13 protein-coding genes are annotated in these 19,411 nt (G+C 55.9%); 7 read left to right on the top strand and 6 right to left on the bottom strand.

Going from position 1 to position 19,411, the window contains the following annotated elements:
• Positions 1–23 precede the first annotated feature (23 nt).
• A complete protein-coding gene (locus SIC15_RS07100) occupies positions 24–1,538 on the bottom strand; it encodes a fumarate hydratase (protein ID WP_008170439.1) in 1,515 nt (504 codons plus the stop codon).
• Positions 1,539–1,721: 183 nt separating this feature from the next.
• Between SIC15_RS07100 and SIC15_RS07095 the strand changes: the two genes are divergently transcribed.
• Complete coding sequence (locus SIC15_RS07095; protein WP_069184926.1) at positions 1,722–2,495, top strand: enoyl-CoA hydratase; 774 nt, start codon at positions 1,722–1,724, stop codon at positions 2,493–2,495.
• A gap of 306 nt (positions 2,496–2,801) precedes the next feature.
• On the top strand, positions 2,802–5,702 hold the full coding sequence (locus SIC15_RS07090) for an MECDP-synthase (protein ID WP_069184927.1): 2,901 nt from the start codon (positions 2,802–2,804) through the stop codon (positions 5,700–5,702).
• 354 nt (positions 5,703–6,056) lie between these two features.
• On the opposite strand, the gene SIC15_RS07085 is transcribed toward SIC15_RS07090, so the two are convergent.
• A complete protein-coding gene (locus tag SIC15_RS07085; RefSeq protein ID WP_412537351.1) occupies positions 6,057–8,741 on the bottom strand; it encodes a penicillin acylase family protein in 2,685 nt (894 codons plus the stop codon).
• A gap of 117 nt (positions 8,742–8,858) precedes the next feature.
• Positions 8,859–9,980, bottom strand: a complete 1,122-nt coding sequence (locus SIC15_RS07080) for a CaiB/BaiF CoA transferase family protein (RefSeq protein WP_412537350.1) — start codon at positions 9,978–9,980, stop codon at positions 8,859–8,861.
• Between the two features lie 195 nt (positions 9,981–10,175).
• Between SIC15_RS07080 and SIC15_RS07075 the strand changes: the two genes are divergently transcribed.
• Complete coding sequence (locus SIC15_RS07075) at positions 10,176–11,195, top strand: AraC family transcriptional regulator (RefSeq protein WP_136631733.1); 1,020 nt, start codon at positions 10,176–10,178, stop codon at positions 11,193–11,195.
• Between the two features lies 1 nt (position 11,196).
• Here SIC15_RS07075 and SIC15_RS07070 read toward each other — a convergent pair whose 3' ends face one another.
• Together SIC15_RS07070 and rmuC are read right to left on the bottom strand one after the other, a co-directional pair.
• The gene (locus SIC15_RS07070) at positions 11,197–12,051 is read right to left on the bottom strand and encodes a hypothetical protein (protein WP_069184929.1); all 855 of its coding nucleotides are present in this window, start codon (positions 12,049–12,051) and stop codon (positions 11,197–11,199) included.
• A gap of 5 nt (positions 12,052–12,056) precedes the next feature.
• Complete coding sequence (gene rmuC, locus SIC15_RS07065; protein WP_069184930.1) at positions 12,057–13,532, bottom strand: DNA recombination protein RmuC; 1,476 nt, start codon at positions 13,530–13,532, stop codon at positions 12,057–12,059.
• A gap of 287 nt (positions 13,533–13,819) precedes the next feature.
• Between rmuC and SIC15_RS07060 the strand changes: the two genes are divergently transcribed.
• From SIC15_RS07060 to SIC15_RS07045, 4 genes are all read left to right on the top strand, one after another.
• Positions 13,820–14,209: a hypothetical protein gene (locus tag SIC15_RS07060; RefSeq protein ID WP_069184931.1), complete on the top strand. Its 390-nt coding sequence runs from the start codon at positions 13,820–13,822 to the stop codon at positions 14,207–14,209.
• A 145-nt stretch (positions 14,210–14,354) separates the two neighbouring features.
• Positions 14,355–15,152 (top strand): ATP-dependent zinc protease, encoded by a 798-nt coding sequence (locus SIC15_RS07055; protein ID WP_069184932.1) that lies wholly within the window; start codon positions 14,355–14,357, stop codon positions 15,150–15,152.
• On the top strand, positions 15,149–16,666 hold the full coding sequence (locus SIC15_RS07050) for an inactive transglutaminase family protein (RefSeq protein WP_008170458.1): 1,518 nt from the start codon (positions 15,149–15,151) through the stop codon (positions 16,664–16,666). Before SIC15_RS07055 ends, SIC15_RS07050 begins: the two co-directional genes overlap by 4 nt.
• A 1-nt stretch (position 16,667) precedes the next feature.
• Entirely contained in the window at positions 16,668–17,615 is a 948-nt protein-coding gene (locus SIC15_RS07045) for an alpha-L-glutamate ligase-like protein (RefSeq protein WP_039881821.1), read from the top strand.
• Between the two features lie 60 nt (positions 17,616–17,675).
• On the opposite strand, the gene SIC15_RS07040 is transcribed toward SIC15_RS07045, so the two are convergent.
• The gene (locus SIC15_RS07040; protein ID WP_136631729.1) at positions 17,676–19,268 is read right to left on the bottom strand and encodes a BCCT family transporter; all 1,593 of its coding nucleotides are present in this window, start codon (positions 19,266–19,268) and stop codon (positions 17,676–17,678) included.
• Between the last annotated feature and the right edge of the window lie 143 nt (positions 19,269–19,411).

Here is a 19,411-nt window from a genome sequence, read left to right as displayed (position 1 = left end):
CTTTTTTCAGCGACTTCCGGAGATCAGACCGCTTTGGCAGCAATGATCTTCTCGTGCCATTCCGCAGGCCCTGTCTGGTGCACAGACGAGCCGCGGGAATCGACGGCGACAGTGACCGGCATGTCCTCCACCTCGAACTCGTAGATGGCTTCCATACCCAGCTCCGGGAAGGCGACCACTTCGGCGTTCTTGATGGCCTTGGAGACCAGGTAGGCGGAACCGCCCACGGCCATCAGGTAAACCGCGCCGAATTCCTTGATGGCATCGATGGCCACCTGACCGCGCTCGGCTTTACCAATCATGCCGGTGAGGCCAGTCTTCTCGAGCATAGTGTGGGTAAACTTGTCCATACGTGTGGCAGTGGTCGGGCCTGCGGGGCCAACCACCTCTTCACGCACCGGATCAACCGGGCCCACGTAGTAAATGAAGCGCCCCTTCAGATCGACCGGCAGCTCTTCGCCTTTCTCGATCATGTCTACCATCTTCTTGTGGGCAGCATCGCGGCCAGTCAGCATTTTGCCGGAAAGCAGAACGGTTTCTCCCGGCTGCCAGTCCTTCACGTCTTCCGGAGTGACGGTATCCAGATTCACACGACGGACGTTCTCACCCACTTCCCAGGTGATTTCCGGCCAATCGTCCAGGCTTGGCGGCGTCTGCAGGGAAGGCCCGGTTCCATCGAGGGTAAAGTGGGCGTGACGGGTTGCCGCACAGTTCGGGATAATGGCCACTGGCTTGTTGGCCGCGTGGGTCGGATAGTCTTTCACCTTCACATCCAGAACCGTGGTGAGACCGCCCAGGCCCTGAGCACCGATGCCCAGCTCGTTGACCTTGTCGAACAGTTCCAGACGAAGCTCTTCGGCACGATTGGAAGCGCCCCGGGCTTTCAGGTCGTGAATATCGATCGGGTCCAGCAGGGATTCCTTGGCCAGCTCCATCGCCTTCTCGGCGGTGCCACCGATACCAATACCCAGCATGCCCGGCGGACACCAGCCAGCACCCATCTGCGGGACCATCTTCAGCACCCAGTCCACGACTGAGTCAGAGGGGTTCAGCATCGCAAACTTGGACTTGGCTTCAGAACCGCCACCCTTGGCAGCCACGTGCACTTCTACGGTATCACCCGGAACAATCTTGTAATGGATGATGGCCGGGGTGTTGTCCTTGGTGTTCTGGCGCTTGCCGTCCGGGTCGGCCAGTACCGAAGCACGCAGCACGTTGTCCGGGTGGGTGTAAGCGCGACGGACGCCTTCATTGATTACGTCGTCCAGCGGCATATCGCAGTCCCACTGGACGTTCATGCCGACATTCACGAATACCGTCACAATGCCTGTATCCTGACAGATCGGGCGGTGGCCCTGGGCACACATGCGCGAGTTAATCAGGATCTGGGCCATGGCATCTTTGGCCGCCTGGGATTCTTCCTTCTGGTAGGCCTCATAGACGCCCTGGATGAAATCCTTCGGGTGGTAGTAGGAAATGAACTGCAGCGCGTCCGCTACGCTTTCAATCAGGTCGTCCTGGCGGATTACGGTGGTCATAGGCGCCTCATCAGCTTGATATCGTTATGTCGTGTCATCAGAAATCGGGAGGCGAGAGTTTACCAGAAAATCGGTTTGGCGAGTGATTCGACAGATGGCGAAACAAGGATTAAAACCCGTGAAAAACGCCAACAGAAAAAGGTATCATCCTAACCAAACGATAATAACACCCCAGGAGACGCCGTGACTGACCTCGTCCACACCGAAATCAAAGACCGGACCCTCATCGTCCGACTGAACCGGCCAGAACGCAAGAACGCCCTTACCCACGCGATGTATACAGCCATGGGCGACGCGCTGGAACAGGCCACGGATGACACCAACATCCGGTGCGTGCTGTTCACCGGCACCAGCGAGTGCTTCACCGCAGGCAACGACCTGGGAGAATTTGCCGCAGGCCTACCGGGTGATTTCGAGCAGACGCCTGTTGGCCGTTTTCTTTTACTGCTGGCCAGTGCTAACAAACCCGTAGTGGCGTCGGTCAACGGCGCAGCCGTCGGCATCGGCACCACCATGTTGCTGCACTGTGATCTGGTGTTCGCCGGCGACAACACGGCATTCCAGATGCCCTTTGCCAGCCTCGGCCTGTGCCCCGAAGGTGGCTCAAGCCTGTTGCTACCTTCCTGGATCGGCCGGGTGCGCGCCGCCGAACTTCTGATGCTTGGTGGCGCCTTCTCCGCGGAAGAAGCTCTTCGGCTTGGCCTGATCAACCGGGTTTGCGAGCCTGGGCAAACGGAAGCCAATGCCTTCGAAGCCTGCCAGAGGCTCACTGAAAAAGCCCCGGCAGCGATTCGGGCCACCAAGGCGCTTCTGAACAAGCCAACCATGGAAGCACTCCGGGAAACCATGCTGGAGGAGGGACAGCTCTTCGCCGAACGGTTGAAATCCCCCGAAGCTGCCGAAGCTTTCCGGGCCTTCATGGAAAAACGCCAACCGGATTTCTCGCGCTTCGAATAAACGTCGACCAGGCCCCAATTTCCCTGTTGCCGGACCTCGACAAACCGTTATCCGGCAACTATTTTTCTCAAAGGCCGAACTCCAATCGTGCGGGGAGGACTCCAACCACCAGAATCACACTTTTGGCTGATCAACACTTGCCATACTGTCGCTATAGTCAGAGATACAGAAATTGGCTTACAGCGCTGGCTACAATTTCAGACAACAGTTTAAGCAGAACAGGCCACTGACAACGGGCTTACCGGATCAGACCGGCCCCGTCAGCTGCCGAACATAACGACACAACAACAGGAAAAGGTTCCACCCATGTTCAAGAAAACTCTAATAAGTCTTGCCGTGGCGTCTTCCGTTGGACTCACAGGCTGCTTTGATAGCGGCGAGACGGGGGCGAATGCCAATCCGGACTACCAGATTGAAGATACGACGATTGACCGGTCGATTGTTCGTCCGATCTACAACCCTAACCCGATTGCGGAAGAGCCTGCGTTCCCGATCAATGCCGACCTGATCCTGCTGTTGGGCGCAACCCAGAGCGCCAACTATGACTTTACAGGCCTTTCAACTGGCAACACTCCGGCAGATGACGCTGTTAACGATCTCTCGGGTTTTTCCACTTCAGGCGCCTTTACCCTGAAGTTTGACGGTGAGCTGAATCCAGCGACCGTCATGGCAAACGCGACAGTATTTTTGCTCCCACTTAACGTTGGCCCTGCAATTGATTCGGCTCCTGAAGCTCTTCCGAACACCAACCCGACCAGCATCGTTGCAAGTAATCCCTTTGGTCAGGGCTTGGGACTTGAGCAGCCTAATTTCCGCGCGGACCCTGTAAGTGTTGATGGCGGCACAAACAACGCTATCCGCGTTGTTCCGCTTGAACCTTTGACTGAAGGTCAGAAATACCTGGTTGTTGTCACTGACGACGTCCAGGGTGCAAACGGTAAGCCAATTGAGCGTTCCGTTCAGGATGTCGCTCTAGCAGATGGCGTGCTGGGCAACCCCGCACTAGGCAACGTGAAAACCATTCTGCAGACTGCTGACCAGCTGGCGAACGGATTCCTTGCTCAGATGCAGACAGGCTCTGAATCTGCGCTGGCTTACACATTCACAACCAACTCTGACACTGACGTTCTTCGGGCGATGATGGCGCCGGCGGCATATGCGTCGGGACTGGGGCAAAAGATTGGCTTCACTGCCCAATTGAAAGCAATCAGAGACAACTACCCCACTCTCAACTTCTCCCAACTTACAACAAAGCTTGGTGAAATCACCGAGATTGCCGGTCAACTCGGCGCTGGCCAACTTGACCCTTCAACTCTGAGTGCGCAAGAAATCGCCGCCGTTACGGCATTGTCTAACGTGCAAGATGTGTTGACGGCTGACGGAACACAGACTCCGCAGACGACGCTTACGCAGGCCATTGTTCCGGAAATCGGGGACACGATTCACTTGCCAGTACCACGCCCTTCGTTCTTCTATCCGAAAACTGAGGCGGCAGATCTGGCAACCATTCAGGGTCTGGCAGCACAAGATCCTACAAACCCAATTGCACAGGCGGCAGCCCAGGTTCAAGTACATCAGGGCGCGATCACCCTGCCCTACTACCAGAGTCTTCCTGGCGAAACCGGAGCCGGAATTGTCACAGGCAGCTGGACAGGCAACACAAGCATGGAAGCTGGCCTGAATGAGAATCTGACTCCGGGAGACACAATTTTCTCCTTCCTTCGTGATATCGACGGCACACTGAACGTGAATGGCTACTTCCCATTCCCGCAGAAAAAAGCCGATACTACTGTACCAGTCGTGGTGTTTAATCCTTCAACGGATTCGCGCCCAGCGTCTTGCGTTGATCAAGACCCAACGGGAGGATTTAAGCCCAACGGCGTAACTATTTTCCAGCATGGCATTACCGTAGATCGGAGTGTCTCAATGCTGCCCGCCATTCTGTTGGCACAAAGTGCCTGCCAAACGGTTGTAGCAATCGATCAGCCTCTGCACGGGCTTGCTGGAGCGAGCGTAGGCAGGGTTGCTGGCCTATCAGAGCTCGACGAAGAGACTTTGACAACCACCGTACAGGCTACGATTCAGGGACTTGAGGCGCAGAACAATCCAGCCCTCGCACCCGTCATCGCACAACTCAATGCGCTGATTTCTGCTGACTACATCGGCGAGCGACACTTTGGGTATACCGCAAATGCATCTCTGCAGCCGGTACCAGCCCCTCTGGCAGACATCTCATCAGGTAGCCTGTTTATCAATCCTCTCAATATGATGAACAGCCGCGATAACCTGCGTCAGGGCGTCGTTGATCTCCTTAACGTGGCAGCGTCAATCCAAACCTTTGACATTAATGGCGACTATCAACCCTTTGATCTCGTTGGTCCGGGAATCAATGTGAACTTCATTGGTCACTCCCTCGGCGGTATTTCTGGAACCGTTTTCTCAGCGTTGGCTAACAGCAGCCTGAACGGGGTGCTGAATCAGACCTATCAGGATGCCGGGGCTCCCCTTAATAACTTTACGTTCCCGACCCTTGGCTCGGTTGTTCTGCACAACACGAGCGGCCAAGTAACTCGCCTGATTGAGAACTCACCGGCCTTCTCCGGCCAAGTTCTTGGTGGACTGGCTAATGCAGGTGTAACCCAGGGAACCTCTGCTTTCGAGAGCTTCTTCTACGTGTTCCAGTCAATCTCTGATGCTGGTGATCCAGTGAACTTTGCCAAGTCTCTTGGCGCCTCCACTGGAAACCTGCTTGTCACTGAGGTGGTTGGAGACAGCACCGTACCGAACGAAGCTAACGTTAATCCACTCAGCCCCGCATTCTCCGCACCGCTGACTGGCACGGAGCCTCTGATGGCACTGCTGGATCTGGGAGCAGGCGGAACCAATCTTGCCGATGGAGCTGACCTGAACCTCCTTCAGAGCGAAGACGTCTCTGGGGCTTCAGCCACTCCGGTCGCAGTATTCTTTGACGGCAGCAACCCGTGCTCTACCGCCAATCACGGTACTTTTGTAGCGCCTCAAGCGCCAAATGATGCTTGCCCGGGTGGGTTTGCCGTTACCAGTGACGCCTTTACGGTAATGGTCACGCAAACAGCGCAAGCTCTGAGCGGCGGCAACGTGCCAGCTTCCCCCAACAACATCGATGCACTGGGAACCAGTCCGACTCTGGCCAACGCACTCGATCAGGACGAGCAGGCTGCTCCGTAAGGACTGGCTTCTGTCTACCAAGCCCCGGCATCGCCGGGGCTTTTTTTTTGGACGATGCCCGACATGGATCAGACACGAACAATCAATATTCCGAACAGCCCACACGTCCCACAACTCATGCGTCGATTTCAGCGGCTCACGTTTTCTAGAGAAGTTCTTATCATGAGGCTTGTTAACGGCCCTCAGCTGACCAGCGAAGGGGGTGGTGTCGGGCAGGATAGGCAGTAAAGGCGTGGAGATTTCAGGCGTTGCGAGAGCTTAGATGGCACTGCCATTTGTTCTCAACGACATGACCAATAGCAACGAAAAACGCCGCACTTGTTAGGGTGCGGCGTTTTCATAGTGGACTGTTTCTCAATCCGAAGAAATAACAGTCTGACCTTGTGGCAACAGATTCGCCTGAATGTCCTCTTCCGTGAAGAACAGTTGGCGGAACTCCTTGTTGGAATACTGTTCACTTTGATCACTGAAGAAAGGTGACATGGAGTCTGTGGACTGCGAATAACTCACAAGGCCATAAGCCTCCGGACCGTTGTCCGTGAACTCCAGACCAAAATGCCAACTAGTACCTCTGGCCATCAACCAGCCATCAATGCCATCCGTTCCGTCAGACAATCCGGCAGTATTGTCGATCGTTGACGGTGCAATCCGCGGGAAACGCGTGTCTTCCAGGAACGGATCCGTCACCACACCGATCGCGTTGAACGCTCCATCTATGTTGCCGTCACCACCGTGCCAGGGAATTGGCTGAGTCTGGAACACTGGTGTCGCGCCGGAGCCTGGGGCCACGCCACCGGAAGCGCGGTAATACTGAAGGCTTCCAAGGGCATCAGTCGGCAAAATTCCCTGAGATTGCAGAGCAGCCACACCATCGGCAAGCGCCAAGAGCATGGTGTCGCTTGCGGTCCCGGCATTCTCTTCAGATGGATCAGCCGGTGTCCCCACGGGATCAGCCGGGCTGAAAGGCGTCGTCAGATCTGAGTCCAGATCGTTGCGATAATTAGCCATGAAAACACGGAAGATATGAGCACCGACGCTATCCCGGTTGTATAGCCCATCCCAGTTGCTCAGAGACTGACACCAGGACGACAAATCGACACCGTTCACCGCAGTGGTGCCGATGGCATCACAGCGCTGCAGAAGCTCCGGGAGGAACTGTTCTGCATACCATGCCCGGTTGTTCCAGATCACACCAATAAGTTCTTCCGCGCTGAACTTGCCATCCTGCCCTGCTGGCAGCGGCGCATCGGGGAAGCCTGGATCCATCAGATTCTGCAGCATCTTGATGCCCAGGCGCGTACGGGGATTGATCGGCGCCTTTTCATCACCAAACAGAGGTGAGAAGCCAGTCAGGAACTCGTCCGGATTGGTTGACCAGTAACTGCTGTTGGAGTTCTGCACCCAGTCCGATCTTACCAGCTTCGGCTTCTGGTCATAGGGAACCAGAGGACCACATGCTGTCTCAACCCAGTCCTCCTGGGAAAGCCTGCCATCCAGTAGTGTCACGCCTTGATCAAATAGACCGGCATAAGCGTCGCTACTCGCTCTTCTCAAATTAACGAGGGCGATAGCTTTTTCGGAGAGATTTGGTACCGAACTGCTGTCAATGTAGAACGCATTACCCTGGTCATCAGCGTAGGTAGTATTGGTCCAGAGGGTCGACCCACAGTTCTGGAAGACACTCTGGAACTCTTCAAGGTTGCTGGCTCGACTCATGCCCAACCAGGTGTCCAGAAGGCCGCCGGTATTGGCATTGGCATCACGATAGGTGTGAGCAACCATTGAAGACGCGTTCAGGGCACCGTTGTCGCCCCAGGCTGGCAGCTGACTGCTGACAGCATTGGCTGCGATCATGGGACCATACTCGGAGAAATAGAAGGTTCTCTCCAGCACAACAGGTTGCGGCATCCCCATATCGACCTCAATCTGATAGGTCTCAGTGGTGATCGGCTTTTCAACCCCGTCCTTCACGTATGTCAGGAATTCTCCATCATCCTTTAGCACCAGCTCATACCAGGTAAAGCGGCGACTGGTCGTAACCGTGTGGGACCAGGCAAGATTCTCGTTGAAATTGATCAGCGGAATTGCCGTACCAAGTAGCCCCGCACCGTGGACGTTCAGGTATCCCGGAACCGTCATCTGGACTTCATAAAGCCTGCGATGGCCTGTGTACGGGAAGTGAGGGTTCGCCAAAAGAGCGCCCCGTCCCTGCTCGGTCAACTCGCTACCAATACCCCACGCGTTACTGGCAAGCCCCATATCCGCGAAATTTGTCTGTGATCTCGCGCCAGCTTCTGCGGTAGCCACAACGCTTTTGAGCAGGTTATTTACTTCCTCAGCATTGGTCACCGAGCTTACTGGTGTAGGTGCAGGACTCTCTCCTGGGGGGACTGCCAGGAAAACCGCGCCCGTGGCGAACAACGCACCACTGGCGTACTGGCCAACAATTCGATAATGAGCCAGCAGATCCACTGGAGTTATCGGCTTGACCCAGTCCTGATCCGCACATTCTGCCGGGAACTGAGAGGCATCAGTTTCGTTAACGTAGCGGTTATACCCCTCTGTAAAGCCTTCAATAAGCGCACGGCTCTCCGGGCTTAAAGTGGGGAACTCGGCCTCAGCGCCTGCGTATATCTGTTGGGCCTTGAAGCTGAAGTCGTTAATGATGTTGAGCCCGACGCTGGCCCCGGGTGCAAACTGAACGTCCGGCCCCGGCCCAAAATACTTCGACCTTTCGCTTCGGGCCTTGACGACGGCTTCCGCCAGCATACAGACGTTGTCCTGAGCCTGAGCGTATCCGTGCCCGAACGCGGCAGATTTCAGGTCATCAGCAACAATGTGAGGAACGCCACCCGTTGTTCGACGAATGGTTGCCTCAAGCTGACCATCCGAAGGAAAGAGATTGGGATCCACCTCAGCCTGTGAGGGTCCAGAAGAGTCATTGTCGCTGTCAAAACAACCCGCCAGCAAAGTACTGCCAAGCAGGGCGACAGTGAGACTGAGGGCATGTCTGCCACTCGGGGTTTTCCTGAGCTTCATAGTGTTGTCCTTGTATTTGTTCACTACGTTTTCACCATGTCCGGTGACATCTATTAAGTTAGCAGAGCCCTCCTTTTCAGCCAGACAAAACTGAACACCTATTCACGTTATTTTCTTCTAAAGAAACTGATCGTTATCAGCTCCAAGCATCTTCCCGATCCGGGACGTTTCAGACGGCGTTTTTTCAAACTTGATAGGGAACCCGATCTGCGGTTGCTGCGTGCCGTCTCCCCTGTCGACGCCAATCACCATATCCCGGGCTTTGAGCTGTGGGTGCTCGGCAGCCTCCGAGATCGTCAAAACCGGCTCCACGCAAGCATCCTGGTTGGCAAAAATCTCCTGCCAATCGATCAGTGGTTTCGCAGCAATTTTTGCCTTGATGGCGGCTTTAAGTTGCTGCTGATGCTCGGGCTTCTGGCTCATGGCCAGGCTTTTCATATCGGAAATACCGAGGGTGTCGCACAGGCGGGCGGAGAATTGGGGTTCGAGGCTGCCTACCGAGAGCCAGCGACCGTCGCTGGTCTGGTAGTAGTCGTAGAATGAGCCGCCGTTGAGCAATGCGCTCTCCGGCTTCTGCTCCTGGCCACCAGCCAGGCAGGCGGCCCCGGCCATGGCGTTCAGCGCAAAGGCCGCGTCGGTCATGCTGATATCAACAAACTGCCCTTCTCCGGTCTGCTGTCGATGGATAACAGCAGCCAGAATGCCCATGACGGCGTGGTGTGAACCGCCGGCCACATCCGCAATCTGGATACCCATCGGCGGCGGCCCGCTGTCAGCCCGGCCGCAGTGACTGCTTACTCCAGCCAGGGAGAGATAGTTGATGTCGTGGCCCGCTCGATCCTTGTAGGGGCCGGTCTGGCCATAGCCGGTGATGGAGCAATAGATCAGGCGAGGGTTTACCGACTTGAGGGCTTCATAGCCGATACCAAGCCGATCCATCACTCCCGGCCGGAATTGCTCAACGACAACGTCATAGTCCTTGACCAATTCCAGAACCTTCTCCCGGCTGCCCTCCTCTTTAAGGTTAAGCCCGAGCGACTTCTTGCCACGGTTCAGAAACCCGTGGGCCGTGCTCACGCCGGCATCGTGGGGTGGCATTACCCGGGTCAGATCCACTCGGTCCGGTGCCTCCACACGCAATACATCTGCCCCCATGTCCGCCAACAGCATGGTGGCGTAGGGGCCGGGCAACAAGGTGCTGAAATCCAGAACTTTCAGCGAAGTCAGAGGACCCGCCATGATAATCTCCTTTTTATTCTCAGGTTTACGCAAATAGCATTCGTTTCCTTCATGCTGCCCGGTTTTGCCAAGCGGGCCAACTGCCGGTTCCTTCATTCCGATTGGCCGTTTCTACCAGTGTGGCCAAACGGCTTCGGTTGCATTGTTCTGCCGGGGTTTTATGATGGGTTTCGTTTTCATGGAATGGCGAGCGTAATGTCCGATCTGACGGTTTCGAAGCACTTTGTACAGGCGGCCCTGGTGGGCGCCCAGCGACTTGGTTTTGATACCCGTGAAATGCTCCGGGAAGCCGGAATCTCTCCCGATCTGCTGCGCATCGAGATGGCGAGGGTCAGCAGTGATCAGTTCAGCCATTTGATGCAGGTGCTCTGGAACCGCATGGGAGATGAGTTCATGGGGCTGGGGCCCAGACGGGCCCGAACAGGAACCTTTGCCACCATGTGTGCTTTGGTGATTGACTGCCCCAATCTGGAATCTGTGTACCGGCAGGCCTTCCAGTTTTCCCGCCTGTTTGAACCCATGGTGTCCATGGAACTGGAGGTTGGCAGGGACAAGGCTCAGCTCGTAACCCGGATAGAGGGCGAGATCAACGATCCGAGCTTTTTCCTGCGGGAGAGTATTCTGGTGATCTGGCACCGACTGGGCAGTTGGCTCATCGGCCAACCCATCGAGCTGGAGAAGGCCGAGTTCGATTACCCACGGCCGGCCCATGGCGACGAATACCGGCACATTTTCCACTGCCCCCTGGCATTCGAGTCTGACAGAATCGCCCTCACCTTCGACAAGCGCTTCCTGTCTGCGCCCGTCATCCGGGACAAGCCGGAGATGCGGCAGTTCCTGAAGACCTCGCCGGCAGACCTGCTATCCCGTCCGGACGAGAGTAACACCTTTACGGGACGCATTCGGGCGTTGATCGGCAGGGATCTTTCGAAGCCTTTGCCGGATTTTGAATGGATTGCAGCGGGCCTGCATACCAGCCCGCAGACACTGCGACGCAGACTGAAGCAGGAGAATACCTCGTTCCAGGAGATCAAGGATCTGTTACGCCGGGATATGGCTATTTACTATCTGAGCCGGCAGGAACTTCCGATTAACGACATCGCCGCCAAAGTCGGTTTCACCGAACCCTCAACCTTCCATCGGGCCTTCAAGAAGTGGACCGGGGTGACGCCAGGCGCCTATCGGGAAGGCGAGCGTGGAGATCTATCCGATTAACTCAGGACCCAGATGGCGCCTGAAGCGAACGGATCAGCTGCCCGAGCGTTTCGGCGATTTCCTGGGCCCTTTCCCGGTTTTCGGCCAGTTGAAGCAGTCGGGAACCGTCCCTCGGATCATAGACCCAGCAAGTTGAGACCGTCGCCTCGCAACGCCATTCCACCCTGGGGTTGATGCCAAACACCGACATCGTCTCTGTGCTTCGCAGTATCCGGCCATCCTCGGCGCGCTTCAGTTCCTGAATCTGGATTTCCTCTCCCTGGGTGCCAAGACGGTATTCAACGTCGGCTGGCCGATCGAGCCGCACGACCGCCTGATCACGGCGCCAGCCAGCCAATTCGAGCAGGCTGTTGATATGAAGCGTCAGCGCCTCTCGGTCTGAATCTGCCAGATACAGCTTGCGCAAAGACTCAATACGGCCCTCACCCGCCGGCTCAATAACCGCAACCTGTTCACTCTCACCGGTTGCCTGTGGGGCCAGGGCATTCTGCTTTCGGGTCTTTTCAATGGAAGTGATCAACTGCAGGGATTCCTGGTAGTGGGCACCCTCAGCGCCGGCGCGGCTCACATAGGTTTCAAGAGCAGACTGGGCTTCGTTCAGGTGGGAAGACTGCAGCATCACCCGCCCCCGATAAAAATAGTAATCGGCCGGCTTTTCACCTTCCAGTTGCTGCAAGCGGTTCAGATACTCAGCGGCCTCGCCCCAGTTTTCCGCAACCACTGCCCCTTCGGTAGCGAGCATCAATCTGCGAGTCTCGTGCTCGGGCGCCAGCGCCAGCGCGGGCCCGGACAGGAGCGCGGAAGCCAATACAGCCCCCAGGGCAAAACAGCGACCTGTTCCAAATAATACTGCCATGGCATCTACTCCTGCTCGTTATCTGCACCAATCGCCTGCTTCTCTGAATCAGGCAGGTCGTTGTCCCCTGAATGACGGAATTCTTCACCCTCGTCCACTTCGGCCTGGTCCATTATCCCCTTCGGCAATTCCTTTTTCACCCGAACACCCAGCTCTACAAATCGATTCGCCTGGGAGATCAGGTTGCCGCGCCCACGGGTCAGGGTGTTCATGGCCGAATCATAGGTTCCCTGGGCAGTATGCAACTGTGTGCCCAGGCGCTCCATCGCCTCAACAAACACCCTGAGTTTGTCATAAACAGCGCCAGCCCGCTCAGCGATTTGCCGGGCATTCTGGCTCTGGCGTTCGTACCGCCAGATGTTCTCAATGGTTCGCAGTGTTGCCAGCAGCGTGGTTGGCGTTACCACAATAATCTTTCGCTCAAAGGCTTCTGCGAAAAGGTTCTCGTCCTGCTGAAATGCTGCCACAAAAGCGGGCTCTATCGGCATGAACAGCAACACAAAGTCCGGGGAATGGAGGCCGTGGAGCTGGCTGTAGTCTTTTTCGCTAAGGGTACGAATGTGATTCCTCACGGCCTCAACGTGTTGCTTGAGCGCCTCCTCCTTGACCCCGGAATCCTCGTCTTCCGTCACCCACTGCTGGTAGGCCACCAGTGAGACCTTCGAATCGATAATCAGGTTGCGGCTATCCGGCAGATGGACAATGACGTCCGGCCGGTAGAGCTGATTGTCTCCGTCGCGATAGCTTCCCTGGGTTTCATATTCCACGCCCTTGCGCAGGCCGGATTTCTCCAGTACCCGTTCAAGGATCAGCTCACCCCAGTTCCCCTGAATCTTCTTATCGCCTTTGAGGGCGCGGGTCAGATTGGATGCTTCCTCGGTTATCTGGCGATTCAGTTCCTGCAGTGACTTGATCTCACTACGGAGGGCCTGACGATCACGGGTTTCGGTGGTGTACACGTCTTCAACCCGCTTGCGGAAGTCCTGCAACTGGTCCCTGAAGGGGTTCAGCAGAGTATCAAGGCTGGTGCGGGTCTGCTGGCTGAAACGCTCGCTCTTCTGCTCAAAAATCTTGTTGGCCAGATTCTCGAACTCCGTCTTCAAGGCATCACGGTTACGCTCAAGCAACTCCAGTTTTTCATGGGCGGATCGGCGCTCCTTCTCAATGGTCACTTCCTTCTCGCGGAGCGCGACGCGGGCCTCGCCCAGCTCGCGGGAAAGCTCGTCCGACTTCGCCTGCAGGCTCTGACGCTCGCTCTCCAGCTGTGCCACGCGCTGCTTGCCATTTTCCAGATCCGACTCCAGACCGGCCACCCGATTTTCGAGGGCGGTTGCATGCTGTCGCCACTGTTCAACGTCCTGCCCAAGTCGACCATTCCTGCCCCAGAGCCCTTTCAGGACGATCAAAAGGATTAACACAACCATCAATCCCGCCATCAGATCCGGCCGGGACAAGATCAGTTCCGTGAGGGCTTCAGGCACCTGGTACTACTCCTGTTACGGTTCTGTGTTTGATTGAGGAACCGGTGTTTCCCGGCCCCACAACAGTCTACCCCACGAAGGGAACCTTTTGCCCGGCACGCCGTCAATCCGAATAGCGAGGCACTAAGGACCACGACTGTTTGGCATTATTTTAAAGCTCGGGCATCTGCCTCTGGACGGCCAACGTAATATCGTCTAAAAGGGTAAAATGTTCACTCGCCAAGTGGTTATTACCCTTTTTTAACCGCACGGCGGGCCCGAACCAGATCAGAAACGGATAACAGATCATGCTGAAAGAACTGTGGCGAAAACTGGAGGCGGAGTTTCTGCACAATGACTGCTCCGGCCAGGACAGCCAGGCAGGCGTATTCGGCACCCGTCCGAACGGCAACAAGGACGGCTTCAGAATCCTTCCGCACATTACCCACACGGGCGAATTTCATCTGGAGCGTCTTACCAACCTGCTGAAGGCGCGGTATGGCAAGAGTTTCGGCATGCCCTCCAGCAAGTCTGAGAGTGACCAGGAAATCCGGGAGCTGATCAGCTTCGCAGCCAGAATCCAGGATCAGGATGTGCAGCGCGAACTATTACTTTTCTACCTTAACTGCTCCCCGGTAATCCAGGAATACCTGCGCGCTGAGACTGTTCTCGGAGAGGGGAATTTCCTGTCACGGTAAACACTACTGCCCCTTAACCATCTGTAAATCAACCGCACAGATTGGATGTTGTATACTTCCCTTCCTATTTATCCGGTTTCACACGCATAGACCGTCACAATAGCTCGGTATCGAGCGTGACAGACTGCCAGCTCAGGGGTTCTTAATGGGTTTCAAATGGTATCGGGCTGGACTGCCTAAGCTTTCCGTCACCACACTTGCAGGCATTCTTCTGCTGACGGGATGCTCGGCAGACCGCTATTTCATGGTTCCCAAAACGGATATGAATGAGCTCCAGGGATCCATCAAGAGTCAGCGGGCAACTCTCGTTACCATGGAAGAAAACTCAGCGGTCAGACACGAGCAAGCCATTGCCCAAACCCGCTCTTCGACTCAGACCATACTCGACGCAATTGCCACCCAGGTGGAAAAACCTGAATGTCCGCCAGTGCGGGCCCAGACGCAATGCCCCGCAACAGATAATTCGAAAGGGCGTGCAGACCGGCTGAAGGGTAAGGTGATTGTCGGCGAGGTTGAAAACTTCTACCTTGCGGGCCCCGGCCTGATCTACAAGGCTCGCATTGACAGCGGTGCCGAAACTTCCTCGATAGACGCACGCAACATCACCCGGTTCGAGCGGGACGGCAACAATTGGGTGCGCTTTGATGTGCCTGTTCCCGGTGCAGACAAGTTTGTAACCCTGGAAAAAGAGATCTCTCGCCGGGTTCGCGTAATCCAGGCCAGCGCCGATGAAGCGGAGCGTCGGGTCGTCGTCGAGCTTCAGTTTTTTATTGGCGATCACCAACAGGTTGCGGAGTTTACACTTGCCGACAGAACCAACCTCACCTACGAGGTTCTGATCGGCCGCAATATTCTGCGTGACGTCATGCTGATCGATGTCGGCAAGGAATATGCAACCGAGCTGCCTGAATCCATCCGCAACAGCAACGGGAACGAATCGTGACCACCCGCTCGCGCCTGCCTTTTTATATCGCCGTTTTCCTGCTCATCTCTGCGGGCATTTCGCTTGCTGTCTGGAGGCACGTTGAGCTTGGCATACCCTGGCTCACAGGCGAACAACGACCAGTTTGGATGGTCGAGGCCCGCATTGATTTTGACGCAGTGGACGGCTCGGTTCTTGCCAGTCTCAATATCCCCGAGCAACCACCGGGCTTTCGCATCCTGACCGAACAGGCGGCTTCGCCCGGCTATGGCTTTTCCATCATCGACACCTCGGGCAGCCGCCGAGCGGAATGGAGCAAGCGGGAAGTGTCCGGGCCGCAGACTTTGTATTTCAAAGCCCAGTTCATTCCGGACCCAGACGCCGGACCGGAAATCCCGGCGCGCGAACCGAAAACACCGAGGACCTTCTGGGAAGAGCCCGAGGCAACAGCGGTACAGGAAATTCTTAGCCAGGCAGAAGCCCGCTCAAGCACACCGGAAAGCATGACCCGCGAGCTTATCCGGCTGATGCAGCCAGACAGCCGGACACAGAACACAACCCTGCTGGTTTCAGAAGAGAATTACCTGGATCTTCTGGTCGACATGCTCAACCACAGTGGTATTGCCGCCAGAACAGCGGACGGACTGAGACTCGAAGATGCCCGGCGGCGGCAACAGCTGATGCCCTACCTGCAAATTTACAACGGCAAGCGTTGGCTCACCTTCAACCCCAAGACTGCCGAACAGGGCGTGCCTGAAGACCTCCTGCTTTGGCGCCAGGGGGCAGCCTCATTGCTTGATGTGGTAGGTGGCGAGAACTCGGAAGTAAGCTTCTCGATGCTCAGGCAAACGGTTCCTGCCCTTCAACTTGCAACCATGGAATCCGCAGCCAATGGTCTCGGCTTCCTGAGCTTTTACGAACTGCCCATAGAAGAGCAAAGCATGTTCCGAATGCTGCTGTTGCTGCCACTGGGGGCACTGATGGTCGCTTTCATGCGGATTGTTATCGGCATTCGCACCTCTGGCACCTTCATGCCCGTGTTGATCGCAGTGGCCTTTGTCCAGACAACTCTGGTGCCGGGCTTGATCGCGTTCCTGTCGGTGGTATCTATTGGCTTGCTGATGCGCGGCTACCTGTCCAGCCTTAACCTGCTGCTGGTATCCCGCATATCCGCCCTGATCATCCTGGTTATCTTTATAACCGCAGGCCTGAGCATCATCGGCTATCAGATGGGGTTCAATACCGGCATGACGGTCACCTTCTTCCCGATGGTGATCATCGCCTGGACCATCGAGCGCATGTCCATCCTCTGGGAAGAAGAAGGGGCGCATGAGGTCATGGTTCAAGGTGCAGGCAGTCTGTTTGTGGCCATCTGCGCCTATTTGCTGATGAGCGCTCCGTTGGCCGGCCACCTCACCTTCAACTTCCCGGAGCTGCACCTTGTTATTCTCGGTCTGATCCTGTTGATGGGTCAGTACACCGGCTACAAGCTAAGCGAGCTGAGGCGCTTTACGCCAATGAAGGCGTACGACTGACATGGACTGGATATCGCCGAGATCACTCAAGAGGCTGGGAATGCTGAACATGAACCGGCGCAATGTGGATTACATTGCCCGGTACAATGAGCGGTCATCATATCCGTTGGTAGACAACAAACTGAAAACAAAACTGGTGGTTGCCGAATACGGCGTAAAAACCCCGAAACTGCTTCAGGTTGTCCGCCAACAGCATGAGATATCACACTTCCGGGAAATGGCAGAGGATCTGGCCGGATTTGCGATAAAACCGGCAAAAGGGTCTGGCGGCAAGGGGATTACCGTCATAACCGGTCGGGATGGCGATGAGTACATCAAGGCATCCGGGTCGCGGGTAGATTCTCCGTTCCTGGAACGTCATTTGACCAACATTCTGGCCGGGCTCTACTCGCTCGCGGGTACCCCAGATGTGGCGATCGTCGAAAACCTGGTGGAGTCCGCCCCCTCATTGGCGAAATACTCTCACCAGGGTGTGCCCGACATCCGGATTATCGTCTTCCAGGGTTACCCGGTAATGGCGATGCTGAGGCTGGCCACAACCGCGTCTGACGGTAAGGCAAACCTGCATCAGGGCGCCGTTGGGGTTGGCCTGGATATCGGCTCTGGCCAGGGACTGAATGCCGTTCAGTTCAACCGCCCCATAACCCTCCATCCGGACACCGGTCTGGCACTGGAGAATATCCAGATAGAAGCCTGGGATGAGATGCTGGAAATGGCCTCCCGCTGCTACGAAGCAACCGGGCTGGGCTACATGGGGGTTGATCTGGTGGTAGATGCGAACGAGGGGCCACTGCTACTGGAATTGAACGCCCGGCCCGGACTGGCAATCCAGATGGCAAATGGCCGCGGACTGCTTCCCCGACTCCGCGCGATTGAAGCGCTCAAACGTCCACACTTCACGCCTCTGGAGCGTTCACGTTTCGCCATGGAAACGTTTGCCAGTAACTGAGTTAATAGCAAACATAAAAAAACCGGGGCCAAAGCCCCGGTTTTTTATTTCCACGACCCCTCAGGACAGTTCGCCCCGGGCGATCAACAGTTGCCGCTCGTGACTGAGGCCCTTCAGAAGCCCCCAGGTCATGATCAGGAGAACCACCGTAAATGGCAGCCCCGCACTGATAGCGGTTGCCTGGATCGCGCCCAGTGCATCTTCACCGCCGCCAAAGATCAGAGCTGCAGCAATCGCACCCTCGGCAACTACCCAGAACACACGCTGGGCGGTCGGTGCATCAGTCTTGCCACCAGCCGTAATACTGTCGATGACCAGCGAACCAGAGTCGGAAGATGTTACGAAGAACACCAGAACCAGAACGATACCGACAAATGACAGGATTCCAGTCAACGGGAGGTTCGCGAACATCTGGAACGTAGCCAGCGAAACCTCGGTCAGGCCGTTCTCAGCCAGTTCACCAATGCCCTGCTGAATCTGTTCAATGGCGGCACCACCGAAGGCGCTCATCCATACAACAGTGATAACAGTCGGGACGATCAACACGGCAGTGACAAATTCACGAACGGTACGGCCCTTGGACACGCGCGCAATAAACATACCTACGAACGGTGACCAGGAAATCCACCAGGCCCAGTAGAATACAGTCCAGCCCTGGAACCAGGCTTCGTCCTCGCGGCCAAACGGATTACTCAGTTGCAATGCGTTGCCCACGTAATTGGAGGAAGTCACCCAGAGAGTTTCCAGAACCGTCATCGTCGGACCGGCAAATATAACGAACAACAGCAGAATGCCCGCAACGGCCATGTTGATGTTACTCAAAATCTTTACGCCACCGTCGAGCCCCCTGAGCACCGAGATCAATGCGAGGGCTGTGACACCGACAATGATCGCCATCTGGATATTCGTGTCTGCACCCGTACCGAACAGGTAGTTCAGACCGGAAGCCGCCTGCTGGGCACCGAAACCGAGTGACGTTGCCAGACCAAAGATCGTCGCGACAACAGCCAGCACATCGATAATGTGTCCAGGCCAGCCCCACACCTTGTCTTTCAGCAGCGGGAAAAAGGCCGAGCGAATGGTCAAAGGCATGTTTTTGTTAAAGGCGAAAAACGCCAGGGAAAGAGCAACGACTGCATAGATGCCCCAAGGATGCAGACCCCAATGGTAAATGGTCGCGCCCATCGCAAGATTACGGGCGTCATCTGTGTTTGCCTCTACATTGAACGGCGTCTCGTACCATCCCGTGTAGTAAGCCACCGGCTCGGCCACGGCCCAGAACATAAGACCAATGCCCATACCGGCGGCGAAAAGCATGCAGAACCAGGAAAGCGTTGAGAATTCAGGTTTGCAGTCCTGCCCCCCGATGCGAATTTTACCCATCGGCAGGAAGATCAGAGCCAGGCACACCACCACGAAGATGTTGGCACTGATCAGGAAAAACCAGTCAAACGTCGCGATAATGTCCCATTTTGCCCCGTCGAGCAGCTCTTTCGCTGGCCCGGGGAACATCAGGGTGCCTATCACAAACGCAACAACCAGTATCGCCGTAATCGGAAATACCGGTGCATGGAGATCCAGCCCGAACGGAGTGATATTGTCCTGGCCAGCCACGTAATCCGTGGAATATTCGTCTTTAACTACCTCGCCCACGTTATGGAGCCTCCTGAGTTGGTAAATCGTTTATTCAGAATCGGTATTCAGACATTACAAGCGCGTTATCATAATGTTTTGAGTTCAAAACATCAAAACCACGATTATTTTGCCGCCTTGATATTAATCATAGACCATGATCG

The sequence above is a fragment of the Marinobacter sp. MIT932201 genome (genome assembly GCF_047123295.1).
Classification (GTDB): domain Bacteria; phylum Pseudomonadota; class Gammaproteobacteria; order Pseudomonadales; family Oleiphilaceae; genus Marinobacter; species Marinobacter salsuginis.
This window is presented reverse-complemented; position numbering and strand designations above follow the sequence as displayed.